Here is a 23,665-nt window from a genome sequence, read left to right as displayed (position 1 = left end):
TGTGTCAGTCCTTCAGGCGCATATGGGCCATGATTTGTCCGTGGTCAGAGGCCAGTTTGTTATAGGGTGCCTCGGCGTGGCTGCCATCGGTGAGATGGTCGTTGAACACGCTGAAGTATTCCATCTCCCCCAGCCGGTTGGCGTTGTCGGGATGGAAGTGACGGGACAGATAGATCTGGTCGATGCTTTCGTAAACCCCACCAAAGGCGGTGGTGTAGACCATGTCGCGTAGGGATTTGCGTGTGAAGAGCGCCTCGGCAGAGGTCAGTTTGACCGCGCCAACCGCCTCTTGGATCGCCGCGTTTTCGTCGCGGTTGTAGCGGTCGTTGGCATGTTTGGCGTCATGGCGCAGCATCCAGCTGTAGTTGCGGAAGGGCACTTCGCCGGAGATGATTTCGCTGCTGACTGCATGTTCGCCGTCGTTGAAATCGCCAAGCACCATGACCGGGCGGCCTGCGTTCAGTTCTGCGACGATGGCGCGGCGCAGCACCCAGGCTTCGGCCATGCGGCGCAGAGAGGCGCGGATCGCCCCCATCGCGCGGCCCATGGGATCATAGCGCGTCAGGTCGGCCTCTGTGGCGATGCCCTCTGCGTTGCGGGGGAACTCACCGAGCTTGGATTTGAGATGGCAGTTGAAGACGGTGATGACCTGATCGCCCACGGGAATGCGGGCTTTCAGAATGGGGCGGGAGGTGCGGCGCAGCACAAAGGAACCGCTGTCATCGCCATCGAGCCCTTGAAAGGGAATTTCCACCGGTTCTGACAGCTCCTGAATGACCTCAGGCGGCTCAGCAAAGCCAAAACGTGAGAGGATGGCGACGCCGGGGCGGCGGTGGCCGGGTGTATCGGTGTCGTTGATGTTTGCGGCCACAAAGAGGCCATCCTCGCCATAAGGTGTGTAGCCCAGTTTGCGAAAAATCGCTTTGCGGTAATAGCGCTTGGTTTTGTCCGGGAGCACGGCCTCATTGGAGGCTGTGCCGATGCGATCTGCCTCTGCCACCACATCGCGCAGGGCGCTTTCCTCAAAGATTTCCTGAAAGCCCACAATGTCGGCGTCCATGGAAAACAGCTGCGCGGCGGTCCAGTCTTCTTTCCAGGCGTATTCCTCGGGCGTGTAGGATTGGAATTTGTAATATTCCTGATCCGGGCCGATGAGGTTTTTGACGTTGAAGGAGGCGATGGTGAAATGGGTCATTAGATCTGCTCACGACTTACCGAGGCGCGAAATGTCTCGGACCGCACCCGATCCCGGCCCCAGAGCGGGTGCGATTTGGTTACGGTGCAACAAGCTGGGGCGTTGCTTGCTTTGAGAGGGCGCGCGGTTTGGGACGCCGCCCTCGGTGTCGGATGCGCCCCGAGCGTCAGGCATGGCGGCGCAGGGCATCGGCAAAGACATCGGCGTCCACATTGCCCCCCGTACAGACGGCCACCACGGTGTCGCCTTCGATTTGATCGCCATGAAACAGCGCGGCGGCCAAGGCAACTGCGCCGCCCGGTTCGACCACAATTTTCAAACGTTTGAAAGCCAATGCCATGGCGTGCAGGGCCTCATCCTCGGTGACCACAAGGCCGGGGCCGCAGAGGCGTGACATGATTGGGAAGGTGATCTCGCCCGGAGCGGGGGTGATGATCGCATCACAGAGGCTGCCGGAGGTGCGGGCGTTGGTCTCTATCGTGCCTGACGCTAGCGATCGCGCCACATCGTCAAATGCTTCCGGTTCAGCAGTGCGCACGCGCATCTGCGGGGCTTCGGCCTCCAGCGCCAGCGCGATGCCGGAGGTCAGCCCACCGCCACCGCAACAGACCAGCACATCCCCAGAGGTCACGCCCATCTCAGCGGCCTGTGCGGCAATTTCCAGCCCCACGGTGCCCTGACCGGCGATCACTTCGGGCTCATCATAGGGGCGGATCAGGGTGAGGCCGCGCTCTTGGGCAAGGGTGCCGCCCACCTCTTCGCGGTTTTCGCCACCGGCGCGATCATAGAGCACGACCTCCGCTCCCAGCGCGCGGGTGTTGTCGATTTTAAGCTGTGGGGCGTCTTGGGGCATCACAATCACCGCAGGGGCGCCATGTTGTGCCGCCGCCAGTGCAACGCCCTGCGCGTGATTTCCGGAGGAATAGGCGAGGACGCCGCGCGCGCGGGTGGCTGCGTCCAATACGGAGACCGCTGCCCAGCCGCCCCGGAACTTAAAAGAGCCTGTGTGTTGCAGACATTCTGGTTTCACGAGCAGGCGGCGGCCTGCGATCTCATCCAGAAAGGGAGAGGTGAGAAGCGGCGTGCGCCGTGCGTGGTCCTCAAGGCGGTGCGCGGCGGCGCGGATCATATCAATATTCATGAGGGGTCCTGCGGTGGGAGGGCGGCGATCCAATCCGACAGGACCGCCAGAGATTCGGGCTCATCGAGAAAAGGTACATGGGCGCGGTCCGCCACCTCTGCGGCAAACATCGGCGCGCGGGCCTGCATTTGTTCAAAGGTGTCTCGGCTGAGGATGTCGCTGTTGATACCGCGCAGCACGGCCAGAGGGCAGTCGGCCAGTTTATCAAACTGTGGCCACATATCAGAAGCTGGCGCGCGCGGATCAAACTCTGCCAAAACCGCATTGCGCAGTTTGGGATCGTAGTTGATATCAAGGCCGGTGTCTGTGGGCACAAAGTGATGCGCGGCTTCTTCGGCCCAGCGGCTGGCGGGCACATTGGCAAACCCCGGCAGGCGGCTGGCCAGCGCCTCGGCGGCCTCGGCACGGGTTTTCCAAAACGGTTTCCGCCCGATGAAAACGAGGATCACTTCGAGGCCAGCGGTTTCTATCACCGGGCCAATATCGTTAAAACAAACCCCCGTGAGCCGCTCAGGCGCGATGTCTGCCAGTGTCAGGGCGATCAGACCACCGCGAGAGGTGCCCAGAATGGCGGTTTTTGCGAGCCCAAGGTGATCCATCAGTTCCAGCGCGTCCTGCGCCTCGCGGGGGAGCGTGTAGGTGCTGTGATCGGCCCAGTCGGATTGGCCGCGTCCGCGATAGTCCATGCGAATGACGCGCGCGTCTTTCAGATGCGGCCTTACATAGTCAAAATCCGTGGCGTTGCGGGTCAGCCCCGAGAGGCAGAGCACAGCGGGGCCCGGCCCGCCGGTGTCATCGTAGTAGATCGACAGGCCATCGGAGGTGGTGAAATGGGGCATTATACACTCGCTAAATCAGGGATACTTGTGAGGTCAGAAAGAATATGGGTCGGTGTCCATGGCATGCGATCCACTGGCTCAGCCGCGCGGTTGACCCAGGCGGTGGTGAAACCATAGCCCGTGGCACATGCGGCATCCCAGCCATTGGAGGACACAAAGAGCACCTCGTTTTTGGCACAGTTGAACCGCTGCCCCACCAGATCATAGACCTGTGCAGCGGGTTTGAAGATCTGGACATCTTCCACGCTGAGCACATCATCGAGCAAAGCCTGCACCCCGGCACTTTCCACCGCGCCCTTCAGCATATCGGGGGAGCCATTTGACAGAATGGCGGTGTTCATACCGCTGGCTTTGAGTTGTGCCAGCATGGCGGGCACCTCGGGGTAGGCGGCCAACTCCCAATAAAGCGCCAGCAGACGTGCGCGCAGCTCTGCATCACCGTGCAGTCCTGCGGCCTCCAAAGCCCAGTCCAATCCGTTTTGGGTGACCTCCCAGAAATCGGTATGGGCATCCGCCACGGCGCGCAGCCAAGTATATTGCAGCTGTTTGAGCCGCCAGTCATTTGCAACCTTCTGCCAATGCTGGCCAAAGGCCTCCCGCCCCGGTTCTGACGCGGCCTGACGCGCGGCGGCGGCCACATCAAACAGGGTTCCATAAGCGTCGAAAATACAGGTGGTGATGGCCATGCGTTTCTCCCGTTTTTTGTGCAGACTGGCAGGTTTATTTTTGGTGGGAAACCCCTGTTTGCCAATTCACACCAAGGTCTATAGGGTGGCGCGCTCAAGCCGGCCTGCGAGGTCGGGCCATGCTGACAGATGGGATATTTCATGACCGCAGCAAAATCGGGCGATACCGTCCGTATCCACTATACCGGCACGTTGAGCGATGGTTCGGTTTTTGACAGCTCTGAGGGGCGTGACCCGCTGGAATTCACCCTCGGGTCCGGTCAGGTGATCCCGGGGTTTGACAATGCCGTGGACGGCATGAGCGTGGGGGACAAGAAAGTGGCCGAAATCCCTGCCGATCAGGCCTATGGCCCGCGTCATGAAGAAGCCATTCAGGATGTGCCGCGCGAACAGATTCCGGCGGAAATCCCGCTGGAAATAGGTCTGCAGCTGCAGATGCAATCTCCGACGGGGCAGGTGGTGCCAGTGACGGTGGTGGAGATCACTGATGAGATCGTCAAGCTGGATGCCAACCACATGCTGGCGGGCAAGGATCTGACTTTCGCCATTGAGCTCGTGTCGATCAACTGATCCCACGCGCGCCGTATTCTGAAAGCCCGCCCGTAGTTTGGCGGGCTTTTCTTTTGCGTCAGTCCCGTTAGCTTGGTCCGCAAGGAGGAGCTGCGATGGATCTGCTGTCACATCTGGGGTTGAAATATCCGCTGTTGCAGGCGCCGATGGCGGGGGTGTCCACGCCGGAGATGGCCGCCGCTGTGAGCAATGCGGGGGGGCTTGGGGCGCTGGGCCTTGGGGCCGCTGGTGTGGACGGTGCGCGCCAGATGCTGCGCGCCACCCGTGCGCTGACGGATCGGGTGATCAATGCTAATGTCTTCTGCCATGCGCCCGCGATGCGGGATGCGGATGTGGAGGCGGACTGGCTTGCAGCCTTGGCACCGCAGTTTGCGCGCTTTGGTGCCAAACCGCCGGAGGCGCTGCATGAGATTTACCGCAGCTTTGCGGTGGACCGGGACATGTGTGACATGCTGATCGAAGAGGCCCCCGGTGTGGTGAGCCTGCATTTTGGCCTGCCAGACCCGCGTTGGATCAACGCGCTGCAGGCCGCAGGCAATCTGGTGTTTGCCAGTGCCACCAGCCTGGCTGAGGCGCGGGCCTGTGTGGCTGCGGGCGTGGATGCGATTGTGGCACAGGGCATTGAGGCTGGTGGGCATCGCGGGGTCTTTGATCCTGATGCGGAGGACGCCTGTCTGCCGGTGCTGACATTGGTGCATCAGATTACCGCGGCCTGTGACCTGCCGGTGATTGCCGCAGGTGGGCTGATGGAGGGGCGGGATGTGGCGCGTGCATTGGCCGCGGGGGCGGTGGCGGCGCAGCTGGGCACGGCCTTTCTGGACTGCCCCGAATCTGCGGCCGATGCGGGCTATCGCGCGGCGTTGCGGGATGTGGATCTTGGGCCGCCAGTGCTGACAAAGGCCATCTCAGGGCGTGCCGCACGCGCAGTGCCCAATGCCTTTGTCACCCTCGGGCAGGGCCTCAGCCAGCAGGTGCCGGATTACCCTGTGACCTATGATGCGGGAAAAGCGCTGAATGCGGCGGCCAAAGCGGCCGGGGACAGCGGGTTTGGCGCCCATTGGGCCGGCAGCGGGCTGCGCCGCCTGCGCCAAGGTGCTGCTGCAGAGATTTTACAGCAGATTGCCGAGGAGCTGATGCAGGCGCAGCGCTGAGCGGGCCGCACGCGCCTGCTTCATTTGGCTAAAAATATCCTGGGGGAGTCACAGCCTGCTGTGACGGGGGCAAAGCCCCCATCAAAGCCGTCCTGCAAAGACTGGGATCAGCCTTTGTATTTGGACAAGAGCATGGAGCCGTTGGTGCCGCCAAAGCCAAAGCTGTTGGTCATCACCGTGTCCAGACCGGCGTTTTCCACCAGCGTTGTGGCGATTTCATCGGGGTTGATCGCCGGATCGAGCGTGTCCACATTGATCGAAGGCGTGATGAAGTCGCCGTCCAGCATCAGCAGACAGAAGATCGCCTCCAAGGCCCCCGCCGCGCCCTGTGCGTGGCCGGTCATGGATTTGGTGGAGGAAATCGGCGGTGTGCTGCCTTCGCCAAAGACGCGGCGTACCGCTTCCACTTCGCCCACATCCCCCACAGGTGTGGAGGTGCCATGGGCGTTGATGTAGCTCACCTTGCGGTCTTCGGGCAGAGTGGCCACCGCCAGACGCATGGCACGCTCGCCACCTTCCCCGGAAGGCGCCACCATATCATGCCCATCTGAGGTGGCGGCAAAGCCGGTCACCTCAGCATAGATCTTGGCCCCACGGGCCAGCGCGTGCTCCAGATCTTCGAGCACCACAATGCCGCCGCCGCCGGAGATCACAAAGCCATCGCGATCCGCATCAAAGGCGCGGGAGGCTTTTTCCGGCGTGTCGTTGTACTTGCTGCTCATCGCGCCCATGGCGTCAAACAGGCACGACAGCGTCCAGTCGAGCTCTTCGCCGCCACCGGCGAACATCACATCCTGCTTGCCCATCATGATCTGCTCTGCAGCGTTGCCGATACAGTGCAGCGAGGTCGAGCAGGCCGAGGTGATGGAATAGTTGATGCCTTTGATTTTAAACGCCGTCGCGAGATTGGCCGAAATCGTCGAGCTCATGCATTTTGGCACCGCAAATGGCCCAATGCGCTTGGTGGCACCGGTTTTCTCAACCGTCTGATGCGCGGTCAGCATGGCGGAGGTGGAGGGGCCGCCGGAGCCCGCAACAAGCCCGGTGCGTTCATTCACGATCTGCGCTTCGGTCAGCCCCGCATCGGCAATGGCCTGGCTCATGGCGATATGGGCATAGGCCGCACCCGCCCCCATAAAGCGCAGGGCGCGCTTGTCGACATGTTCCTTGATGTCGATGTCGATATGACCGGCGATCTGGCTGCGGAAGCCATGCTCGCTCATCTCAGAACTGGCTGAGATCCCGGATTTGCCCGCTTTCAGCGAGGCTGTGACTTCTTCGGCATTGGTGCCGATCGAGGATACGATACCCAGTCCGGTAACGACGACGCGACGCATCTGCGCTCTCCCTTATCTTGTTGGCCTCTGTGTACGGGATTTGTGCAGGCAGACGCAAGGTGGGTTGGGGGGAGGGGCGCACTTCTGGGGTTTGTGACCATCCTCCTATTGATAATCTGCCTTTGCGATTATTTTTATTTCGTTACGCAATTTAAAGGTTATTATGGAATTTATTTTAATTTCGATTTTGATCGCATGTGTATGGGCGCTTGTTGCAGCTAGATCATACTTTTCAAAGCTAAAACGCCGTAAAAACAGCTCACTAAAATCGCGGAGTGCTTCAACTACCGTCGCGCGTGTGCACCGGCGTTCGACCGAACCCAAGCCTCGTCGTAGTGACGCGATTGTCTCTCCGACTGTTTGCCCCTCGGACGTAATACGAGGTGGAGCCTATGTGGTGGATGGGGACACGATCAAGATCAAACGCAAGCAAATCCGTTTGTTTGGGGTAGATGCCCCTGAGATGAATCATCCTTTCGGCAAAAAGGCCAAGTGGGCTTTAGTGTCATTGTGTAAAGGGCAAGAAATCAGGGCCGAGATTGTCGATACCGATGATCATGATCGGCTGGTGGCGAAGTGTTTTCTGCCTGACGGTCGTGATCTGTCCGCAGAAATGGTCAAGCTTGGATTGGCAATTGATTGGGCCAAATACTCCGGGGGCATTTATCGGGGTATGGAAGTGCAAGGGGTGCGCAAAAAGCTTTGGTTGGCCGATGCACGCCAAAAGGGGCGCATGTATATCTGGGAACAATATGAAAAGCGAAAAATCAGAACGGGTGAAAGCGCAACGGCTGCGTCCGATGAGATAAAGAGCAAGAATACAACGGCTTAATTGCCGGACAAAAGGCGTTCTTGTCTGTGTTTCATTGGTGAAAACTAAAAAAGACCCCGAGGGGCCTTTTTCTTTTCTTCACATTTCGCAGACGCTCAGCTCTCGCTGAGCGCGACTTTCATGTCTTTGACCTCATAGATCACTTCGCCATCCGCTTCGACGATGCCGTCGGCCACGCCCATGGTCAGGCGGCGGGTTTGGATGGCCTTGGTAAAGTCGATTTTATAGGTCAGCATCTTGCGGTCGGGGCGCACCATGCCTTTGAGTTTCACTTCGCCCACACCCAGCGCGTAGCCGCGCCCCTGCCAGCCGCGCCAGCCGAGGTTGAAGCCGGTCAGCTGCCACAGGCCATCCAGACCCAAACAGCCGGGCATGATCGGGTTGCCTGGGAAGTGGCAGTCAAAGAACCACAGGTCAGGCGTTATGTCGAATTCTGCCAGAATATGGCCTTTGCCATGGGCACCGCCGTCGCTGGAGACCTCGGTGATGCGGTCCATCATCAGCATGGGCGGGGCCGGCAGCTGGGCATTGCCGGGGCCGAAGAGCTCTCCGCGGGCGCATTTCAGCAGATCGTCCTTGTCAAAGCTCGTGGGGTAGTCGGCCATCTTGATGGTCCCTTATCGTTAGAGTGGATAGGCCCCCTCTAGCACCTGAAAAGCCTGTCCCGCAAGGCGGCTGTGGCGGCGGAGAATGGTGACGGCACAAGTTGCGACTCATTTTCAATTGAAACTGGAGGGGCAGATGGGCTACACAGACAGCTGACAGACAGGAATATGACGCATGAGCACCGAGGCACTTCGCACTGGCACCCAATGGCTCGCAACAGGCGGGTTGCGCCCGACACGACAGCGTGTGGCTTTGGCCGCATTGCTTGTGGGGGATGGCAACGACCGGCATGTGACCGCAGAAAGTCTCTATGCGTCTGTGCAAGATTCTGGGGAGCGGGTGTCGCTTGCCACGGTCTACAACACCCTGCGTGCCTTTTGTGAGGCGGGGCTGATGCAGGAAATCACCGTGGATGGGGCCAAGAGCTATTTTGACACCAACACCGGTGATCATCCGCATTTCTTCTGGGAAGATGACCGTGTTCTGACCGATGCGCCTTCTGAGGAGCTGGAGATCACCCGTCTGCCTCAGGCCCCGGATGGGGCTGAAATTTCCAAGATTGATGTGGTGATCCGCCTGCGCCGCACCTGATATGCGGCCTATGTGACGTTACGATCTCTGTGCGGTGATGGCGGTTGCGCATTGCCCTGTGGCGTGTTTCCCATAGGGAAATTTTCGGCGCATTTTCCGGGATAAGAGACCGGGCCGACACCCATAGGAGAGCGAGATCATGAAAGCAGTCACATGGCGTGCGTTTGGCGCAGCAGCAGAGGTTTTGCAGGTTGAGGATTTGCCCCAGCCGGTGCCTGCGGCGGGTGAGGTCTTGGTCAAAGTGGCCTTTTCCGGGGTGAACCCCTCTGATGCCAAGGCCCGCAGCGGCAGCCGCCCGGGCGTGACCAAACCACCGTTTGAGTTGATTGTACCCCACAGCGATGGCGCGGGGGTGATCACGGCTGTGGGCGATGGTGTGGAGGCTGCGCGCGTGGGGGAGCGGGTCTGGATCTGGAACGGGCAATGGCAACGCCCTTTTGGCACCTGTGCAGAATATGTGGCGCTGCCCGCCGATCAGGCCGTGGCGTTGCCAGAGGGCGTGTCGCTTGAAGACGGCGCCGTGCTGGGTATTCCTGGGCTGACGGCGGCGCAGACGGTGTTTGGCGATGGCGATGTGGCGGGGCAGACCGTGCTGGTCTCCGGTGGCGGTGGATCTGTGGGCTATCTGGCGGTGCAGCTCGCGGCCTGGGGCGGGGCAGAGGTGATCGCCACCTGTGGCGCGCGCGATATGGCCCGGGTCAAAGCGGCAGGCGCGACGCATGTGTTTGACTACGCCAGCCCGACGCTTGCCGAAGATATTCTGGCGGTGCGTCCGGGCGGAGTGGACCGGGCTGTGGAGGTGGAACTGGGGCCGAACCTGCCGCTGCTCTGTGAGGTCATGGCACCTCTGGGCACCATCGCGGCCTATGGCTCTGCCAAGGATATGGCGCCGGAAATGCCCTTTGGCCCAATGCTGTTTAAGGCGCTGAAGCTGGACATCACATTGATTTACATTCTGCCCAAACCAGAACGGGATGCGGCCATTGCGCGGCTGCACGCGGCCTTTGCAGCAGGCGCGCTGAGCTTTGAAGCCCCCAATGTGTTTGCGTTGAATGAGGTGGCGGCTGCCCATGAACTGGTGGAGGCGGGTGGCCGTAAAGGCGCGGTATTGCTCGCGCCTTAACCGCAGGTCCCTGAGCCGTCTTCTGACATTGGGGAGCTCGCCGTCAGGCGGCGGGGGCGTAGCCTCCGACAGGCTCAAAGCAAAGCTTTGAGCCACCGAAACGACACGACGTTTTAGCTATGGCGCTTGATTAAAACCACTGCCCGGGCTCCATCAGGCCGAGGTCCAGCAGCTGACGGGAGTGCCATTCAAAGGGCACGGAGTTGTGCCAGCTGAAATCTGTGATTTCGAAGGTGGAGCCGGGGTTTGATTTCAGCGCTTTGGCTGTGCGGAAAGAGACCACCGCCGCCGTCAGGTTATTGTGCCAGGGGCAGGCATAGGTGTTGTATTCCGGGTCGCTGAAGGTGAAATCCTCGTTGAGGATCACGTCGGGCTTGCTGCGAAAGATCGAGATCCGGTCGATTTTGCGCTTATGAGCCGGAACATGCTCCTCAAAGCGCCAGCGCAGCCCGCCAAAGAAATCCAGTTGCCGTTCCTTTGGGTGATTGTGGTTGTCCGGATCCGGGCGCGCCAGCGCATAGTAGCCGGATCGATCCAGCAAAGGCGCATCCAGCGTCACCGCATTCGGGTTCTTGGCAAGATCTTCTGCGTAGAGATCAATCACATAGGTGAGCATGGCGTCGCGGCGTTCTTCGGTGTGAAAGGCCAGCATTTCGGCAATGCTGCGGGTCTCACAGAACGGGAAGAACAGGTATTCCGCGTTAAAGCAGTAGTAGAGCCAGATGCCCGGGGCCGCAGCGCTCACCGCATTGACTGTCTCCAGCATGGTCGCACCACGTGGCGTCTCCATGGTGACGCGGACGCAGCTTTGCTCAAGCTCTGCGGGCAAGGCAAAGGCACCCGGCATAAAGGCAATCACAGAGGTGAAGCCCAGTGTCAGATGGTGGTGCAGCGTGCTGGCAACTTCCACATCATCTTCCACAAACACCAGTGCCACAGGTCCTTTGAGAAGATGAGACTGTCCTTCGCGCAGGAACTGCTCCAATGAATCATATGTCACGTGCTGCCCCACATGCGTTTTTTTGTTTTCGCGCACAAACTCTGTCAAAATCCATCGCATTGCAAGCACCCCCAGTTTTGCTGTAGAGACGCGCCTTGAAACCGCGACAGGATGTGTCTCATGGCAGAAAACACGACCACCACGACCACTGAGAAAAAGAAGCTCTTCATCAAGACCTACGGTTGCCAGATGAATGTCTATGACAGCGAGCGCATGGCAGAGGCCATGGGTGGGGCGGGCTATGAGACCACCGACTCGCCGGATGATGCGGATATGATCCTGCTCAACACCTGCCACATTCGGGAAAAAGCTGCTGAAAAAGTCTATTCCGAACTGGGACGTTTCAAGGGCTTGAAGGCCGAAAAGCCCGATCTGAAAATTGGTGTGGCGGGCTGTGTCGCGCAGGCCGAAGGCGAAGAGATCATGCGCCGTCAGCCGATGGTGGATCTGGTTGTGGGGCCACAGGCCTATCACCGCCTGCCGGAGATGGAAGCCAAGACACAGGAAGGCGTGAAGGCGCTGGACACCGACTTCCCCGAAGAAGACAAATTTGAAAAGCTCAAGCGTCGCCCTAAGGCCAAACGCGCGCCCACCGCGTTTTTAACGGTGCAGGAGGGGTGCGATAAATTCTGTGCCTTCTGCGTGGTGCCGTATACCCGTGGGGCCGAAGTGAGCCGCCCGGTAGACCGGGTTCTGACTGAGGCGCGTGATCTGGTGGAACGCGGCGTGCGCGAAATCACCCTGTTGGGCCAGAATGTAAATGCCTACCATGGTGTGCATGGTGGCGGTGACATGACTTTGGCGGGGCTGATCTGGGAGCTCGATAAAATCGACGGTCTGGAGCGCATCCGCTTCACCACCTCCCATCCCAATGACATGATGGATGATCTGATTGAGGCACATGGCACCTGTGACAAGCTGATGCCTTATCTGCATCTGCCAGTACAGTCTGGCTCCAACAAGATCCTGAAACGCATGAACCGCAGCCATGACCGCGACAGTTATATCAAGCTGATCGAACGCATCCGCGCCGCGCGGCCGGATCTGCTTTTATCCGGTGATTTTATCGTTGGCTTCCCTGAGGAAACCGAGGAAGATTTTCAGGATACGATGGATCTGATCAAAGAGGTTCGCTACGGGCAGGCCTATAGCTTTAAGTACTCGATCCGTCCTGGCACCCCGGCGGCGGAGCGGCCTTTGGTGGATCCGGCGGAAGCCAATGACCGGTTGCAGCGGCTGCAGGCCCTGCTGGGGCAGCAGCAGAAAGACATTCAGGACAGCATGGTCGGCAAAGAGGTGAATGTGCTCTATGAAAAGCCCGGTCGTCTTGAGGGGCAAATGGTTGGCAAATCTGACTATTTGCATGCGGTCTATGTGGCCGATCCTGCCGGAAAAATCGGCGACATCAAGCGCGTCAGAATCGTGGAAAGCGCGGCCAACTCGCTTGGCGGTGTGCTGATCTGATATTGGCTCTGGCGGAGAAACAATCCGCAGACTAGTTTGCAATTGATTACGGCGTCTCTTCAGTGAAGCGGCGCCGTCGTCATATTTTGGCCATATTTGTGACATTGGGCCAAGGAATTAAGGATTTCTTCTTCACATGCATGTCTTTTCGGGTCATCTTGATCAAATAGTGAAAGCCTTGATTTAGAACGCGTTTCGTCAAACCGGCTTTCGGGGGATAGGAAGAGGTAGTCGCTGTGGCGAAGAATTCGAAAAACAAAGCGCGGGCCGCGCTTGGGGGCGTGGCAGCTGCCTGTGTTGCGCTTCTCTCCATCGCTGAGCCCGCAATGGCGCAAAACCAACGCACCGTTTTGGGGCAACGCTATGTGCCCACTGTCTGGGTTGATCCGGATGGCTGTGAGCATTGGGTGATGGATGATGGGGTTGAAGGTTACATGACTCCGCATGTGAACCGTCAGGGCATCCCGGTCTGTCGTCGTGGCAACGTCTGCGGGGTGATGAACTCCGATCAGTTCTTTGCCACGGACAAATACGCCATCAACAGTGCCAATCGGCAGCGTCTGGCAGAGTTCTTTTCCAACTCTACGGCCTCCGCTTTCATCATTGCCGGGCACACAGACAGCCGGGCCAGTGATGAATACAACATGCGTCTGAGCTATAACCGCGCCAATGCGGTGGCCAAAGTGGCCCGTGGCACCGGCGCGCGGGTTGTGGATGTGCGCGGCTATGGCGAGCGTCAGCCACGCGCCTCCAACGGCACATCCGCTGGCATGGCGGAAAACCGTCGCGTCGAAATCATCTGTCTGCGTTAAGGAGAGCCTCCTCATGAAACCGATCAAAGGCGCTCTGCTTCTTGTTCTTGCCACAGCTGTTTCTGGCTGTGTGACCAATAAGGTCGACAAGACCGTCGACAATGCCACCGACAATGGCCACCTCAGCAATCTGACGGCGGGCATCTGGGTGGATCCCAACGGCTGTGACCACTGGATCATCGACGATGGGGTGGAAGGCTATCTGTCTCAGCGTCTGGACCCTTACGGCAAGCCGGTGTGTTCCGGTGCCGCCCCTCCCGGCGTGGCGACTGGCCCCTTCAAAGAGGGCTCCAGCTTCGGCGATCCAATCTGATCGCAGCGCATCAGAGCGGCATAAATTCTCGGAGAGTCGCCCGGCACAGGCTGGGCGGCTTTTTGCTTTTGGGGCATATCCGCGGGGCCGTAGAAAGGTGTTGCTGCGGACATTTGAGGCAAAATCTCACGCCGTCATGGAAATTTCACCCAGCTGTGCTTGCACCTCTGCGCGCAACTTGGCACCATTGGGGCAGACCCTTCGCCACAGGAGACGTGATTGCCCAACGGCACGACCACCGCACCGCCCGCCACCACTGCACCGAAACCTACCTCGGTTGAGTTCCCTGACAATCGTTTGTTGATTGAGCTGTGTGGTGAATATGACCGCAATCTTGCAGATATCGAACAGAAGGTCGGGGTACAGATCCTGCGCCGGGGCAACCAGCTCGACATTCATGGCGAAGAGGCCCTGCAGGCTGAAGCGCTGGAGATTCTCACATCCCTTTACACCCGTCTGGAAAGTGGCAAATCCGTGGAAGCCGGAGATATTGATCGCGAAGTGCGTATGGGGGGATCGGAAGAGGATACCGGCGTGCGTGATGGCGATCAGATGGAGATGTTCAAAGGTGGCCCGGTTGAAATCAAGACTCGCAAGAAGCTGATTGAGCCACGCACCGATGCGCAGAAAGCCTATGTGCTGTCGCTGTTCAACAATGAGCTGGCCTTTGGCATTGGCCCTGCGGGCACCGGCAAGACCTATCTCGCGGTGGCTGTGGGCGTGAGCATGTTTATCTCGGGGCAGGTGGACCGGATCATCCTGTCACGCCCGGCGGTGGAGGCGGGCGAAAAGCTTGGCTATCTGCCCGGCGATATGAAAGACAAAGTCGATCCCTACATGCAGCCGCTCTATGATGCGCTGAATGATTTTCTGCCCGCCAAACAGCTGGGCAAGCTGATTGAGGAAAAGAAGATCGAGATCGCCCCGCTGGCCTTCATGCGGGGGCGCACCCTGTCCAATGCCTTTGTGGTGCTGGATGAGGCGCAGAATGCCACCACCATGCAGATGAAGATGTTCCTGACCCGTCTGGGCGAGGGCTCGCGCATGGTGATCACCGGCGATCGCAGCCAGATTGACCTGCCACGCGGCGTGCCCTCCGGCCTGAAAGATGCCGAGCGGCTGCTCAAAGGCATCAAGAACATCAGCTTCAACTACTTCACCGCAGATGACGTGGTGCGCCATCCGCTGGTGGCGGCCATCATCAAAGCCTATGACGCCGATGCCATGCGGGCGCTGAAGGACAAGGAACCAAAGTCCTGACCCTTCATTTGAACAAAAATATCCACGGGGGTGTGGGGGCCGTCAGCCCCCACGCGGTGCAGGGGCAATGCTGACCGATACACTGATCGAAGACGACCGCTGGCTGGCAGTGGGTTTTGAAGACCTGGCTGAGGCGGCGGCGCAGGCCACGCTGGCGCATCTGTCTATTGCGGCTTTGGATTTTGAGATCGCCGTGCTGGCCTGTGATGACGCGCGTATTGCTGCGCTCAATGCGGATTTTCGCGACAAGGACAAGGCCACCAATGTGCTGAGCTGGCCCAGTGAGGAACGGGGCGCAGAAGCAGATGGCGACACGCCAGAGCGGCCAGAGCCGAGTTTTCCGGGCATGCCAGAAGAGCTGGGCGATATTGCGATTTCCTATGACACCTGCGCGCGGGAAGCCCATGAGGCCGGTAAGCCGATGACGGATCACGTGACTCATTTGATGATTCACGGGGTGTTACATCTTCTGGGCTACGATCACATTCGTGACAAAGATGCCACTTTGATGGAAGGGATTGAGGTGGAGATACTTGGCAAACTGGGTCTGGCGGACCCATATGGACTGGATTCGCAGGGGTAATCCTTGCAGATACCTTGGAAAGGACCAATGGGCGACAGTACGGACGGGTCTTCTAACGCAGCGCTTCGCGCGCAGCCGACAGGCCAGAATTCATCGTCAAACGGGTGGCTTGGCCGCCTCTTTGGCAAGGCGGAGACCGAAACAGAAGGGGCTCCGCGCACGGTGGCGCCTTCCGCGCCCGCACCGCAGGCCCATGGCATGGTCAATCTGCGACGCATGCGGGTGGAAGATGTGGCCGTGCCAAAGGCGGATATCGTTTCCGTGGCCCATACCATCACCAAGACAGAGCTAGTGCAGGTGTTCCGTGAAAGCGGGCTGACCCGCCTGCCGGTCTATGAGAACACGCTAGATACGCCGGTGGGCTTTGTTCACCTGAAGGATTTTGCGCTGCGCCATGGGTTCAACGGCACGGGGAATGGCGATTTTGACGTGACTCGTGTGTTGCGCCCGTTGCTGTTTGTGCCGCCCAGCATGACCATTGGTGTGCTTTTGACCAAGATGCAGACCGAGCGGCGTCATATGGCGCTGGTGATTGATGAATATGGCGGTGTGGATGGTCTGGTGACCATTGAGGATCTGATTGAACAGGTGATCGGCGACATCGAAGATGAACATGATGCCGAAGAGGCCGATCTTTTCGTGGAGGAAAAGCCGGGCTGTTATCTGGCATTAGCCAAAACCCCGTTGGAAGATTTTGAGGCGGCCATTGGCCAGTCGCTGAGCCACCACGAAGAGGTGGATCGCGAGGAGATCGACACGTTGGGAGGGCTGGTCTTTATGCTGTCAGGCCATGTGCCTGCACGGGGCGAAGTGGTCGAAAGCCCGGATGGGGTGGAGTTTGAGGTTGTGGACGCGGATCCGCGCCGGATCAAACGGCTGCGTGTGTTTGTGCCAAGTGGTGCCGCCGTGACGCAGGATGGCTGAGAGCGCGGCACCGCGCAGGCGGTGGGCCGTGCCGTGGACGCTGCTCATGCGGGCCTTTCCTCTCGGTTTTCTGGCGGGTCTGGGGCATCCGCCTTTTGACCTTTGGTTTGTCAGCCTGCTGAGTTTTGCGGCGGTTTTTGTTCTGTTGGCGCAGACGCCGCAGTGGCGCAGGGCACTCGCGCTTGGGATGGCCTTTGGCAGCGGATATTTTGCCATGTCCCTGCATTGGATTGTGGAGCCATTTTTTGTGGATCCGCTGCGCCATGGCTGGATGGCCCCTTTTGCCATTGTGTTCATATCTGTTGGGTTGAGCCTGTTCTGGGGCGCGGGTTTTGCTCTGGCGCGATGGCTTGGCCCGCGTGGCCGTGCGGTGGCGCTGACCCTGACGGGTGCGGAAATTCTGCGCGCCTATGTGCTGACGGGTTTTCCCTGGGCGATGCCCTCTTATGTGTTGCTTGACCGTCTGGCGGGGCAGGGCGCGAGCTTTGTTGGCCCTCATGGGATGAACCTTGCGTTTTTCCTGGTGGCTGTGGCCTTGGCGGCAGGGTTTAAGCGTAAACGTGGGTGGCCGCTGGCCGGGGCCGCAGCGGCTTTGGTCTTTGCACTGGGCTGGCCGTTGCCTAAGGCCGACGCGCCTGCGGTGTCTGAGCCGCGCCCGGTGGTGCGGCTCATTCAACCCAATGCGCCACAGCATCAGAAATGGGATCCGGCCTACTCGGGCCTCTTTTTTGAACGGATGGTGCGCTACACCTCTGAGGGCGCGGTGCGGCCCGATCTGATCGTCTGGCCGGAGACGGCTGTGCCGGTTTTGCTCAACTATGCCGAAGAAACGCTGCAGATCATTGCGCGCGCGGCAAAAGGCACGCCGGTGGTTCTGGGCATCAATCGGTTTGAGGGCACGCGAATTTACAACGCTGCAATCTTACTGGACGGCACAGGGCAGGTGCGCGCGCGTTACGACAAACATCATCTGGTGCCTTTTGGGGAATATATCCCATTGGGGGATCTGCTGAGCCAGATCGGCATCACCGGCATGGCCAGCCAATATGGCGAAGGGTTTTCTCCCGGCCCTGGGCCTGCGCTGATGGATCTGGGGGATCTGGGGAAGGCCCTGCTGCTGATCTGTTATGAGGCGGTGTTCCCACAGGATGTGACCGGTGCGCCGGAGCGGCCAGATTTCCTGCTGCATCTCACCAATGATGCGTGGTTTGGCAATTTCTCTGGTCCGTTTCAGCATCTGGCGCAGGCGCGCATGCGGGCGGTTGAGAATGGTCTGCCGGTGCTGCGCGCCGCCAATACGGGGGTGAGCGCGGTCATCGACCCACAGGGCAGGGTGCTGGCATCCCTCGCGCTGAACACGGAAGGCGCGCTGGATGTGACCCTGCCACAGGCCGGGGCCCCCACGTTTTATTCACAAACCGGTGATCTGCCCCTCGCGCTGGGGCTTATTGGGCTGCTTTTGACCGTGGCGTGGCGTCGGCGTCGGCGAAACGCATTGACCCCGGACTGACGGTTGCGTAAGGCAGAATGGATCTTGTCGTCACAACGGCTTCCTGACGTGGCGATTTACTTCTATCGGAGCACTTCATGACACGACAGAACTACACGTTTACTTCCGAAAGCGTTTCGGAAGGCCACCCAGACAAGGTCTGTGACCGTATCTCGGACGCCGTACTTGATGCCTTTTTGGCAGAAGAGCCAGAGGCCCGCGTTGCGGCAGAGACCTTTGCCACCACCAACCGTGTGGTGATTGGCGGCGAGGTTGGTCTGTCGGATCAGGACAAGCTGCATGACTATATGGGCAAGATCGACGAGATCGCACGCGCCTGTATCAAAGACATTGGCTATGAGCAGGACAAATTCCACCACGAGACCGTGGAAATCACCAATCTGCTGCACGAGCAATCCGCGCATATCGCGCAGGGTGTAGATGCGGCTGCGGACAAAGACGAAGGCGCGGGCGATCAGGGCATCATGTTTGGCTATGCCACAACAGAGACCGAGGCGTTGATGCCGGCCCCGATCCAGTATTCCCATGCGATTCTGCGTCGTCTGGCTGAGGTGCGCAAATCCGGCCAAGAGCCCACACTGGGCCCAGATGCGAAATCGCAGCTGTCGGTGGTGTATGACGGCGGCAAGCCTGTGGGGGTGAGCTCCATTGTGCTCTCCACACAGCACCTTGATGAGACCATGAGCAGCGCGGATGTGCGCGCGGTTGTGGAGCCTTACATTCGTGAAACGCTGCCGGAGGGCTGGATCACCGATGCCACCGCGTGGCACGTGAACCCAACCGGCAAATTTGTGATCGGTGGCCCAGATGGGGACGCAGGTCTGACCGGCCGCAAGATCATCGTGGACACTTACGGCGGCGCAGCACCGCATGGTGGCGGTGCCTTCTCCGGCAAAGATCCAACCAAAGTGGACCGTTCCGCCGCCTATGCCGCGCGCTATCTGGCCAAAAACGTGGTGGCCGCGGGCATGGCTGAGCGTTGCACCATTCAGCTGTCCTATGCGATTGGCGTGTCTGAGCCTCTGTCGATCTATGCCGACACGCATGGCACAGGAGATGTGGCCCCAGCGGAGATTGAAAAAGCGATCCGCAATGTGATGAGCCTGACCCCGCGCGGCATTCGCGAAAAGCTGCAGCTCAACAAGCCGATCTATCAGCGCACCGCCGCCTATGGCCACTTTGGCCGCACGCCGGATGCGGACGGTGGCTTCAGCTGGGAGCGCACGGATCTGGTTGAGGATCTGAAAAAAGCCATCTGATTTTTGACAAAGCTGTACAACTTTAGCCTGCCGGAGCGATCTGGCAGGCTTTCTTTTTGGCGTGCGCTTGGCAGTCATTTACTTTACGCAAGTCTTTGGGATGTTGCGATTTCTGTGCAACCGTTGATGCGGGAAACGGGAGAAATTTGGGATGTTGGTCGAAGTGGCTTTGCCGTTGTCGCTGGCGATAATCATGTTTTCATTGGGCTTTGGCCTGACTTTTGCGGATTTTGGCCGGGTGCTCACGATGCCCAAGGCGGTGATCACCGGTATGGTGATGCAGATGCTGGCCGTGCCTCTGGTGGCTTTGATTTTGGTCAGTTTGACGGATCTGCCGCCCGCGCTGGCTTTTGGGGTGATGTTGCTGTCTTTTTGTCCGGGCGGCGCCACCTCGAATTTCCTCACCAAATTTGCGGGCGGCACGGTGGCGCTCTCGATCACTTTGACTGCGATCGTCAGCCTGTTGTCAGTGGTGACGGTTCCGCTTCTGGTGAGCTGGGCTGCAAGGGCTGTTTTCGCGGGGGAGGTGCCTGAAATCGATGTGACCAATATTGCGGTCAACATGTTCTGCCTGACCACTGTGCCAGTGCTGATGGGATTGCTGCTGCGCTATTGGATGCCAGAATTTGCTGCGCGGCATGAGCAAAAGGTGGCTTTGCTGGCAGCGGTGTTGTTTGTGATTGTTCTGATGACGGCGATAGTTGTCCACGCTGATATGCTGATGTCCAATATGGCCGCGCTTGGGCCTATTCTTGTGGCACTAAATGCAACCCTTTTGGTCTTGGGGATTACAGTGGCGCTGGGGGTCGGGTTGTCTCACAGCGATGGGCTGTGCATTGCAGTTGAGATGAGCGTGCAAAATGGGACGTTGGGCATGGCTGTGGCTGGAATTGTGGCGCAGTCTGGGGGGATCCCGGATTTTGCAGTGCCTTCGGCTGTCTATGGTGTGGTCATGTATGTCGCGACATTGCCGGGGCTGTTTGTCTTGCGGCGGATTTTCGGGAAAACTTGACCTTTGGCGCGGCTTTGGGCAAACGCTGCGCGCAAAGATCGAGGATCACGCTGCCATGTCTGACGACACAAACCCGACCAATCATCCTTCCGGCGCACCCTGGCGTAACTTTTATGGCCGGTTCAAAGGCAAGGGGCTGCGCCCCAGCCAGGAAGCCTATCTGGATGAAGATCTGGCGGCGCTGTCGCCCGGAAAGGTGAGCTGGGAAGAAAACCCGGAGCGGGAGCAGATTGATCTGAGCGCGCTGTTTGGCGACAAAGATGTCTGGCTTGAGGTCGGTTTTGGCGGCGGCGAGCATATGGTGCATCAGGCGGTGCAGAACCCGGATGTGGGCATCATTGGGTGTGAGCCTTACATCAACGGGGTTGCCATGCTGCTGGGCAAGATCCGTCAGGCTGGCGCGGATAACATCAAGGTGCATCCCGGCGATGCGCGCGACATGTTTGATGTGTTGCCGGATGGCTGTCTGAGTCGGGCCTTTCTGCTCTATCCGGATCCCTGGCCCAAGAAACGCCACCACCGCCGCCGCTTTGTGACGCCAGAGCATCTGGAGCCGCTGTCACGCAAGCTCAAGCCCGGTGCGATTTTCCGTGTGGCCACTGACATTGAGGACTACGTGCGCCAGACGCTGGAACAGGTGCCGCGCCATGGCTTTGAGTGGCTTGCGGAAAAGCCCGAAGATTGGCGGGAGCCGTGGGAGGATTGGATCTCCACGCGCTATGAGCAAAAGGCGTTCCGCGAAGGTCGCAAGCCGCATTATCTGACATTTCGGAAGGTCTAAAAACGTGAATGTGGTACACACGGCATAGGAGCGTTTAGGAGCTTTCTATGACGAGTTATAAATTTACCAACTGCCACATTCACTTATTCACTTTAGATCATCTTCCGCCCGATTTTCCGATTCCCTATGCACAGGAATTGGCGCGCAGGCCTTGGCTACTTAAGCAAATCGCGAAGGTCATGAAGGGCATTTCCCCCTTACATGCCTACGGAGATATGCTGGAACGTCTTGCGCGCACGATCGAAGTCGGAAACTTGCGCAGTCAGGAAGATGTCTTGCGCACCATATTGCCTCACTACTCTGAGGGAACGCGGTTTGTTGTGCTGCCGATGGACATTGCTCCCGGAGGGTACTCCCGCCCCAAAATATCCCTGCAAGAGCAGCATACCGAGCTCTATCATCTGACACAGAAACCGATCTTCAAAGACCTTTTGCTGCCGTTTGGAAAGGTGCACCCAAGCTGGCCCGGTGCCTTTGATGAATTCCGGCGCTGTATTGAGGAGCTCGGCTTTCATGGGCTGAAGATTTATCCCAAACTTGGCTATGCCCCAGATCATCCGGTGTTGATGGAGCAGGTTTACCCTTACTGCATTGAACACAATCTGCCTGTGATGACCCACTGCTCGCGTGGCGGGGCGTTTGGCAAAGGTCTGCATGGGCCAGAAGGGCAGGAGTTAGGTGCGCCCCATCGCTACATCCCGGTTCTGGAGGCTTTTCCGGAATTGCGGGTCTGCCTTGCCCATTTTGGGGGCGATGCGGAGTGGAAAGCCTATACCGAGGGTATCAATCCGCTTGATCCACGGGAGCGGGAAAAAAATTGGGTCACGTCGATCTATGACATGATCACGTCTGGGACGTATGAGAACCTCTACACGGACATTTCCTATGCTGTGTTCAACTTTGCAGACAATGTGCCCGCTTTGGGGGTTTTGCTTGAAAACGACAAGTTGCGTGAACGCGTCTTGTTTGGGTCAGATTACTACATGACCAAGCAAGAAGACCTGAGTGAGCGTCAGGTTTCCATGCGTCTCAGACACACGTTGGGAGCAGAGGTTTTTGAGCAGATTTCCACAAGCAACACGCAGAGGTGGCTCACTGGGTGACCAGACAGAGCGCTCTGGGTTTTAATTGAAGGCAGAGGGGCCAAACACGTGATGGACCTTGGCCATATGTTGCGCTAACAGCTTGGGTAACTGAACAAAGGATGATGCGCATATGTCTGGCCACGGCACCCCAATCCCGATGACGTCTTCGCCCTGCGGCCCGCTTTCTGGCGAGGCGCATGTGCCCGGTGACAAATCCATCAGTCACCGCAGCTTGATTCTTGGCGCGATGGCGGTTGGCGAGACCAAAATCAGCGGCCTGCTGGAAGGCGAAGATGTGCTGGATACGGGCAAAGCCATGGCGGCTTTTGGGGCGGAGGTGATCAACCACGGCGGCGGCAACTGGTCGGTGCATGGTGTGGGTGTGGGTGGCTTTGCAGAACCTGACACCGTCATTGATTGCGGCAACTCCGGCACCGGCGTGCGCCTGATCATGGGGGCGATGGCGACCTGCGACATCACCGTGACGTTTACCGGTGACGCAAGCCTCAATGGCCGCCCTATGGCGCGGGTGACCGATCCGATTGCGTTGTTTGGGGCCACCTCTGTGGGGCGTTCCGGTGGGCGTCTGCCGATGACCATTGTGGGCGCGGCCAATCCGGTGCCGGTGCGCTATGAGGTGCCAATGCCCTCTGCGCAGGTGAAATCTGCGGTGTTGCTGGCGGGTTTGAATGCGCCGGGACAGACCGTGGTGATCGAGAAAGAAGCCACGCGCGACCACACCGAGCGGATGCTGGCAGGCTTTGGTGCAGAGATCACGGTTGAGGAAACCAATGAAGGCCGCGTGATCACCCTGACCGGTCAGCCGGAGTTGAAACCACAGACCATCGTGGTGCCCCGTGATCCAAGCTCTGCCGCTTTCCCGGTCTGTGCGGCGATCATCACGCCGGGCTCTGATGTGCTGGTGCCAAATATTGGCCTGAACCCAACCCGTGCGGGGCTGTTTTATGCGCTGCAATCCATGGGCGCGGATCTGACCTTTGAGAATGAGCGTGAAGAGGGGGGCGAACCTGTGGCCGATCTGCGCGCGCGCTTCTCCCCCAACCTGAAAGGTGCAGAGATTGATCCGTTGCGCGCCGCCAGCATGATTGACGAGTACCCCGTGCTCTCGGTTGTGGCGGCCTTTGCTGAGGGTGACACCGTCATGAAGGGCGTGAAAGAGCTGCGCGTGAAGGAAAGCGACCGGATTGATGCGATGGCCAAGGGGCTGCGCGCCAATGGCGTTGAGGTTGAGGAAGGCGAGGATTGGTGGATTGTCAAAGGCCGTGGCCATGGCAATGTGCCCGGTGGCGCGACCTGTGAGAGCTTCTTGGATCACCGCATTGCCATGAGCTTCATGGTGATGGGGATGGCCACACAGCAGCCGGTGCACGTGGATGACGGCAGCCCGATTGCTACGTCTTTCCCGATCTTTGAGCCGCTGATGGCGGGTCTTGGTGCAGCGATCACCCGCAGCTGATCTGCACGGCGTTTGAGCGCGCAGACCCTGTGACAGGGCTTTCTGCGCGCGTGCCGGCCTTGATACTTGTGTGGGCAGGCCATGCTGAGTAGAGCAGCAGGGAGCCTTTCATGC

24 protein-coding genes and 1 riboswitch are annotated in these 23,665 nt (G+C 59.1%); of the genes, 17 read left to right on the top strand and 7 right to left on the bottom strand.

The window, feature by feature from the left end; all coding sequences use genetic code 11:
- Positions 1-4: 4 nt before the first annotated feature.
- From J7382_RS10670 to J7382_RS10655, 4 genes are all read right to left on the bottom strand, one after another.
- Positions 5-1,195 (bottom strand): endonuclease/exonuclease/phosphatase family protein, encoded by a 1,191-nt coding sequence (locus tag J7382_RS10670; RefSeq protein WP_209069012.1) that lies wholly within the window; start codon positions 1,193-1,195, stop codon positions 5-7.
- 166 nt (positions 1,196-1,361) lie between these two features.
- Positions 1,362-2,336: a threonine/serine dehydratase gene (locus J7382_RS10665; protein ID WP_209069011.1), complete on the bottom strand. Its 975-nt coding sequence runs from the start codon at positions 2,334-2,336 to the stop codon at positions 1,362-1,364.
- On the bottom strand, positions 2,333-3,175 hold the full coding sequence (locus J7382_RS10660; RefSeq protein ID WP_209069010.1) for an alpha/beta hydrolase: 843 nt from the start codon (positions 3,173-3,175) through the stop codon (positions 2,333-2,335). Before J7382_RS10660 ends, J7382_RS10665 begins: the two co-directional genes overlap by 4 nt.
- The gene (locus tag J7382_RS10655; protein ID WP_209069009.1) at positions 3,175-3,861 is read right to left on the bottom strand and encodes a haloacid dehalogenase type II; all 687 of its coding nucleotides are present in this window, start codon (positions 3,859-3,861) and stop codon (positions 3,175-3,177) included. The genes J7382_RS10660 and J7382_RS10655 overlap by 1 nt, the downstream gene beginning before the upstream one ends.
- A gap of 141 nt (positions 3,862-4,002) precedes the next feature.
- Between J7382_RS10655 and J7382_RS10650 the strand changes: the two genes are divergently transcribed.
- Together J7382_RS10650 and J7382_RS10645 are read left to right on the top strand one after the other, a co-directional pair.
- Positions 4,003-4,431, top strand: a complete 429-nt coding sequence (locus J7382_RS10650) for a peptidylprolyl isomerase (protein WP_058241264.1) — start codon at positions 4,003-4,005, stop codon at positions 4,429-4,431.
- Positions 4,432-4,526: 95 nt separating this feature from the next.
- The gene (locus J7382_RS10645; protein ID WP_209069008.1) at positions 4,527-5,582 is read left to right on the top strand and encodes a nitronate monooxygenase; all 1,056 of its coding nucleotides are present in this window, start codon (positions 4,527-4,529) and stop codon (positions 5,580-5,582) included.
- Between the two features lie 107 nt (positions 5,583-5,689).
- Here the strand turns inward: J7382_RS10645 and fabB are convergent, their stop codons facing one another.
- A complete protein-coding gene (gene fabB / locus J7382_RS10640; RefSeq protein ID WP_209069007.1) occupies positions 5,690-6,919 on the bottom strand; it encodes a beta-ketoacyl-ACP synthase I in 1,230 nt (409 codons plus the stop codon).
- A gap of 397 nt (positions 6,920-7,316) precedes the next feature.
- Between fabB and J7382_RS20135 the strand changes: the two genes are divergently transcribed.
- Positions 7,317-7,751 carry a thermonuclease family protein gene (locus J7382_RS20135; RefSeq protein WP_348540023.1) on the top strand — a complete coding sequence of 145 codons (435 nt, stop codon included), beginning with the start codon at positions 7,317-7,319 and terminating at the stop codon, positions 7,749-7,751.
- Between the two features lie 95 nt (positions 7,752-7,846).
- On the opposite strand, the gene fabA is transcribed toward J7382_RS20135, so the two are convergent.
- Positions 7,847-8,356: a bifunctional 3-hydroxydecanoyl-ACP dehydratase/trans-2-decenoyl-ACP isomerase gene (fabA, locus tag J7382_RS10630; protein WP_209069005.1), complete on the bottom strand. Its 510-nt coding sequence runs from the start codon at positions 8,354-8,356 to the stop codon at positions 7,847-7,849.
- A 175-nt stretch (positions 8,357-8,531) separates the two neighbouring features.
- Between fabA and irrA the strand changes: the two genes are divergently transcribed.
- Together irrA and J7382_RS10620 are read left to right on the top strand one after the other, a co-directional pair.
- On the top strand, positions 8,532-8,948 hold the full coding sequence (gene irrA / locus J7382_RS10625; RefSeq protein WP_058241238.1) for an iron response transcriptional regulator IrrA: 417 nt from the start codon (positions 8,532-8,534) through the stop codon (positions 8,946-8,948).
- A 139-nt stretch (positions 8,949-9,087) separates the two neighbouring features.
- Positions 9,088-10,071: an NADPH:quinone reductase gene (locus J7382_RS10620; RefSeq protein WP_209069004.1), complete on the top strand. Its 984-nt coding sequence runs from the start codon at positions 9,088-9,090 to the stop codon at positions 10,069-10,071.
- Positions 10,072-10,201: 130 nt separating this feature from the next.
- Here the strand turns inward: J7382_RS10620 and J7382_RS10615 are convergent, their stop codons facing one another.
- On the bottom strand, positions 10,202-11,071 hold the full coding sequence (locus tag J7382_RS10615; protein WP_209069156.1) for a hypothetical protein: 870 nt from the start codon (positions 11,069-11,071) through the stop codon (positions 10,202-10,204).
- A 120-nt stretch (positions 11,072-11,191) separates the two neighbouring features.
- Between J7382_RS10615 and miaB the strand changes: the two genes are divergently transcribed.
- From miaB to aroA, 12 genes are all read left to right on the top strand, one after another.
- Positions 11,192-12,535 carry a tRNA (N6-isopentenyl adenosine(37)-C2)-methylthiotransferase MiaB gene (miaB, locus tag J7382_RS10610; protein ID WP_209069003.1) on the top strand — a complete coding sequence of 448 codons (1,344 nt, stop codon included), beginning with the start codon at positions 11,192-11,194 and terminating at the stop codon, positions 12,533-12,535.
- A 326-nt stretch (positions 12,536-12,861) separates the two neighbouring features.
- Entirely contained in the window at positions 12,862-13,347 is a 486-nt protein-coding gene (locus J7382_RS10605) for an OmpA family protein (RefSeq protein ID WP_209069155.1), read from the top strand.
- Positions 13,348-13,360: 13 nt separating this feature from the next.
- Positions 13,361-13,660: a hypothetical protein gene (locus tag J7382_RS10600; RefSeq protein WP_209069002.1), complete on the top strand. Its 300-nt coding sequence runs from the start codon at positions 13,361-13,363 to the stop codon at positions 13,658-13,660.
- A gap of 219 nt (positions 13,661-13,879) precedes the next feature.
- Positions 13,880-14,920 carry a PhoH family protein gene (locus J7382_RS10595; RefSeq protein ID WP_209069001.1) on the top strand — a complete coding sequence of 347 codons (1,041 nt, stop codon included), beginning with the start codon at positions 13,880-13,882 and terminating at the stop codon, positions 14,918-14,920.
- 67 nt (positions 14,921-14,987) lie between these two features.
- Entirely contained in the window at positions 14,988-15,503 is a 516-nt protein-coding gene (gene ybeY, locus J7382_RS10590; protein ID WP_209069000.1) for an rRNA maturation RNase YbeY, read from the top strand.
- Between the two features lie 27 nt (positions 15,504-15,530).
- Positions 15,531-16,427, top strand: coding sequence for a hemolysin family protein (locus tag J7382_RS10585; protein WP_209068999.1), 897 nt, complete (start codon positions 15,531-15,533; stop codon positions 16,425-16,427).
- A 46-nt stretch (positions 16,428-16,473) separates the two neighbouring features.
- On the top strand, positions 16,474-17,937 hold the full coding sequence (lnt, locus tag J7382_RS10580) for an apolipoprotein N-acyltransferase (protein WP_247744949.1): 1,464 nt from the start codon (positions 16,474-16,476) through the stop codon (positions 17,935-17,937).
- Between the two features lie 24 nt (positions 17,938-17,961).
- A riboswitch (SAM-SAH riboswitch) is annotated at positions 17,962-18,010 on the top strand.
- Positions 18,011-18,014: 4 nt separating this feature from the next.
- Positions 18,015-19,196: a methionine adenosyltransferase gene (gene metK / locus J7382_RS10575; protein WP_209068997.1), complete on the top strand. Its 1,182-nt coding sequence runs from the start codon at positions 18,015-18,017 to the stop codon at positions 19,194-19,196.
- A 151-nt stretch (positions 19,197-19,347) separates the two neighbouring features.
- Complete coding sequence (locus J7382_RS10570; protein ID WP_209068996.1) at positions 19,348-20,208, top strand: bile acid:sodium symporter family protein; 861 nt, start codon at positions 19,348-19,350, stop codon at positions 20,206-20,208.
- Between the two features lie 55 nt (positions 20,209-20,263).
- Entirely contained in the window at positions 20,264-20,989 is a 726-nt protein-coding gene (trmB, locus tag J7382_RS10565; protein WP_209068995.1) for a tRNA (guanosine(46)-N7)-methyltransferase TrmB, read from the top strand.
- Between the two features lie 47 nt (positions 20,990-21,036).
- Positions 21,037-22,092, top strand: a complete 1,056-nt coding sequence (locus J7382_RS10560; protein WP_209068994.1) for an amidohydrolase family protein — start codon at positions 21,037-21,039, stop codon at positions 22,090-22,092.
- A gap of 112 nt (positions 22,093-22,204) precedes the next feature.
- Positions 22,205-23,551: a 3-phosphoshikimate 1-carboxyvinyltransferase gene (gene aroA, locus J7382_RS10555; protein WP_209068993.1), complete on the top strand. Its 1,347-nt coding sequence runs from the start codon at positions 22,205-22,207 to the stop codon at positions 23,549-23,551.
- Positions 23,552-23,665: the final 114 nt, after the last annotated feature.

The sequence above is a fragment of the Shimia sp. R11_0 genome (genome assembly GCF_017744035.1).
GTDB classification, from domain to species: Bacteria; Pseudomonadota; Alphaproteobacteria; order Rhodobacterales; family Rhodobacteraceae; genus Shimia; species Shimia marina.
The sequence above is the reverse complement of the archived record's forward strand: the minus strand, read 5'-3'. Positions and strand labels throughout refer to the sequence as shown.

What these genes read in the sequence shown, in the direction of transcription:
- J7382_RS10670 (WP_209069012.1), bottom strand. Translation starts at nt 1,195, where the DNA reads ATGACCCATTTCACCATCGCCTCCTTCAACGTCAAAAACCTCATCGGC.
- J7382_RS10665 (WP_209069011.1), bottom strand. Translation starts at nt 2,336, where the DNA reads ATGAATATTGATATGATCCGCGCCGCCGCGCACCGCCTTGAGGACCAC.
- J7382_RS10660 (WP_209069010.1), bottom strand. Translation starts at nt 3,175, where the DNA reads ATGCCCCATTTCACCACCTCCGATGGCCTGTCGATCTACTACGATGAC.
- J7382_RS10655 (WP_209069009.1), bottom strand. Translation starts at nt 3,861, where the DNA reads ATGGCCATCACCACCTGTATTTTCGACGCTTATGGAACCCTGTTTGAT.
- J7382_RS10650 (WP_058241264.1), top strand. Translation starts at nt 4,003, where the DNA reads ATGACCGCAGCAAAATCGGGCGATACCGTCCGTATCCACTATACCGGC.
- J7382_RS10645 (WP_209069008.1), top strand. Translation starts at nt 4,527, where the DNA reads ATGGATCTGCTGTCACATCTGGGGTTGAAATATCCGCTGTTGCAGGCG.
- fabB (WP_209069007.1), bottom strand. Translation starts at nt 6,919, where the DNA reads ATGCGTCGCGTCGTCGTTACCGGACTGGGTATCGTATCCTCGATCGGC.
- fabA (WP_209069005.1), bottom strand. Translation starts at nt 8,356, where the DNA reads ATGGCCGACTACCCCACGAGCTTTGACAAGGACGATCTGCTGAAATGC.
- irrA (WP_058241238.1), top strand. Translation starts at nt 8,532, where the DNA reads ATGAGCACCGAGGCACTTCGCACTGGCACCCAATGGCTCGCAACAGGC.
- J7382_RS10620 (WP_209069004.1), top strand. Translation starts at nt 9,088, where the DNA reads ATGAAAGCAGTCACATGGCGTGCGTTTGGCGCAGCAGCAGAGGTTTTG.
- miaB (WP_209069003.1), top strand. Translation starts at nt 11,192, where the DNA reads ATGGCAGAAAACACGACCACCACGACCACTGAGAAAAAGAAGCTCTTC.
- J7382_RS10605 (WP_209069155.1), top strand. Translation starts at nt 12,862, where the DNA reads ATGGCGCAAAACCAACGCACCGTTTTGGGGCAACGCTATGTGCCCACT.
- J7382_RS10600 (WP_209069002.1), top strand. Translation starts at nt 13,361, where the DNA reads ATGAAACCGATCAAAGGCGCTCTGCTTCTTGTTCTTGCCACAGCTGTT.
- ybeY (WP_209069000.1), top strand. Translation starts at nt 14,988, where the DNA reads ATGCTGACCGATACACTGATCGAAGACGACCGCTGGCTGGCAGTGGGT.
- J7382_RS10585 (WP_209068999.1), top strand. Translation starts at nt 15,531, where the DNA reads ATGGGCGACAGTACGGACGGGTCTTCTAACGCAGCGCTTCGCGCGCAG.
- lnt (WP_247744949.1), top strand. Translation starts at nt 16,474, where the DNA reads ATGCGGGCCTTTCCTCTCGGTTTTCTGGCGGGTCTGGGGCATCCGCCT.
- metK (WP_209068997.1), top strand. Translation starts at nt 18,015, where the DNA reads ATGACACGACAGAACTACACGTTTACTTCCGAAAGCGTTTCGGAAGGC.
- J7382_RS10570 (WP_209068996.1), top strand. Translation starts at nt 19,348, where the DNA reads ATGTTGGTCGAAGTGGCTTTGCCGTTGTCGCTGGCGATAATCATGTTT.
- trmB (WP_209068995.1), top strand. Translation starts at nt 20,264, where the DNA reads ATGTCTGACGACACAAACCCGACCAATCATCCTTCCGGCGCACCCTGG.
- J7382_RS10560 (WP_209068994.1), top strand. Translation starts at nt 21,037, where the DNA reads ATGACGAGTTATAAATTTACCAACTGCCACATTCACTTATTCACTTTA.
- aroA (WP_209068993.1), top strand. Translation starts at nt 22,205, where the DNA reads ATGTCTGGCCACGGCACCCCAATCCCGATGACGTCTTCGCCCTGCGGC.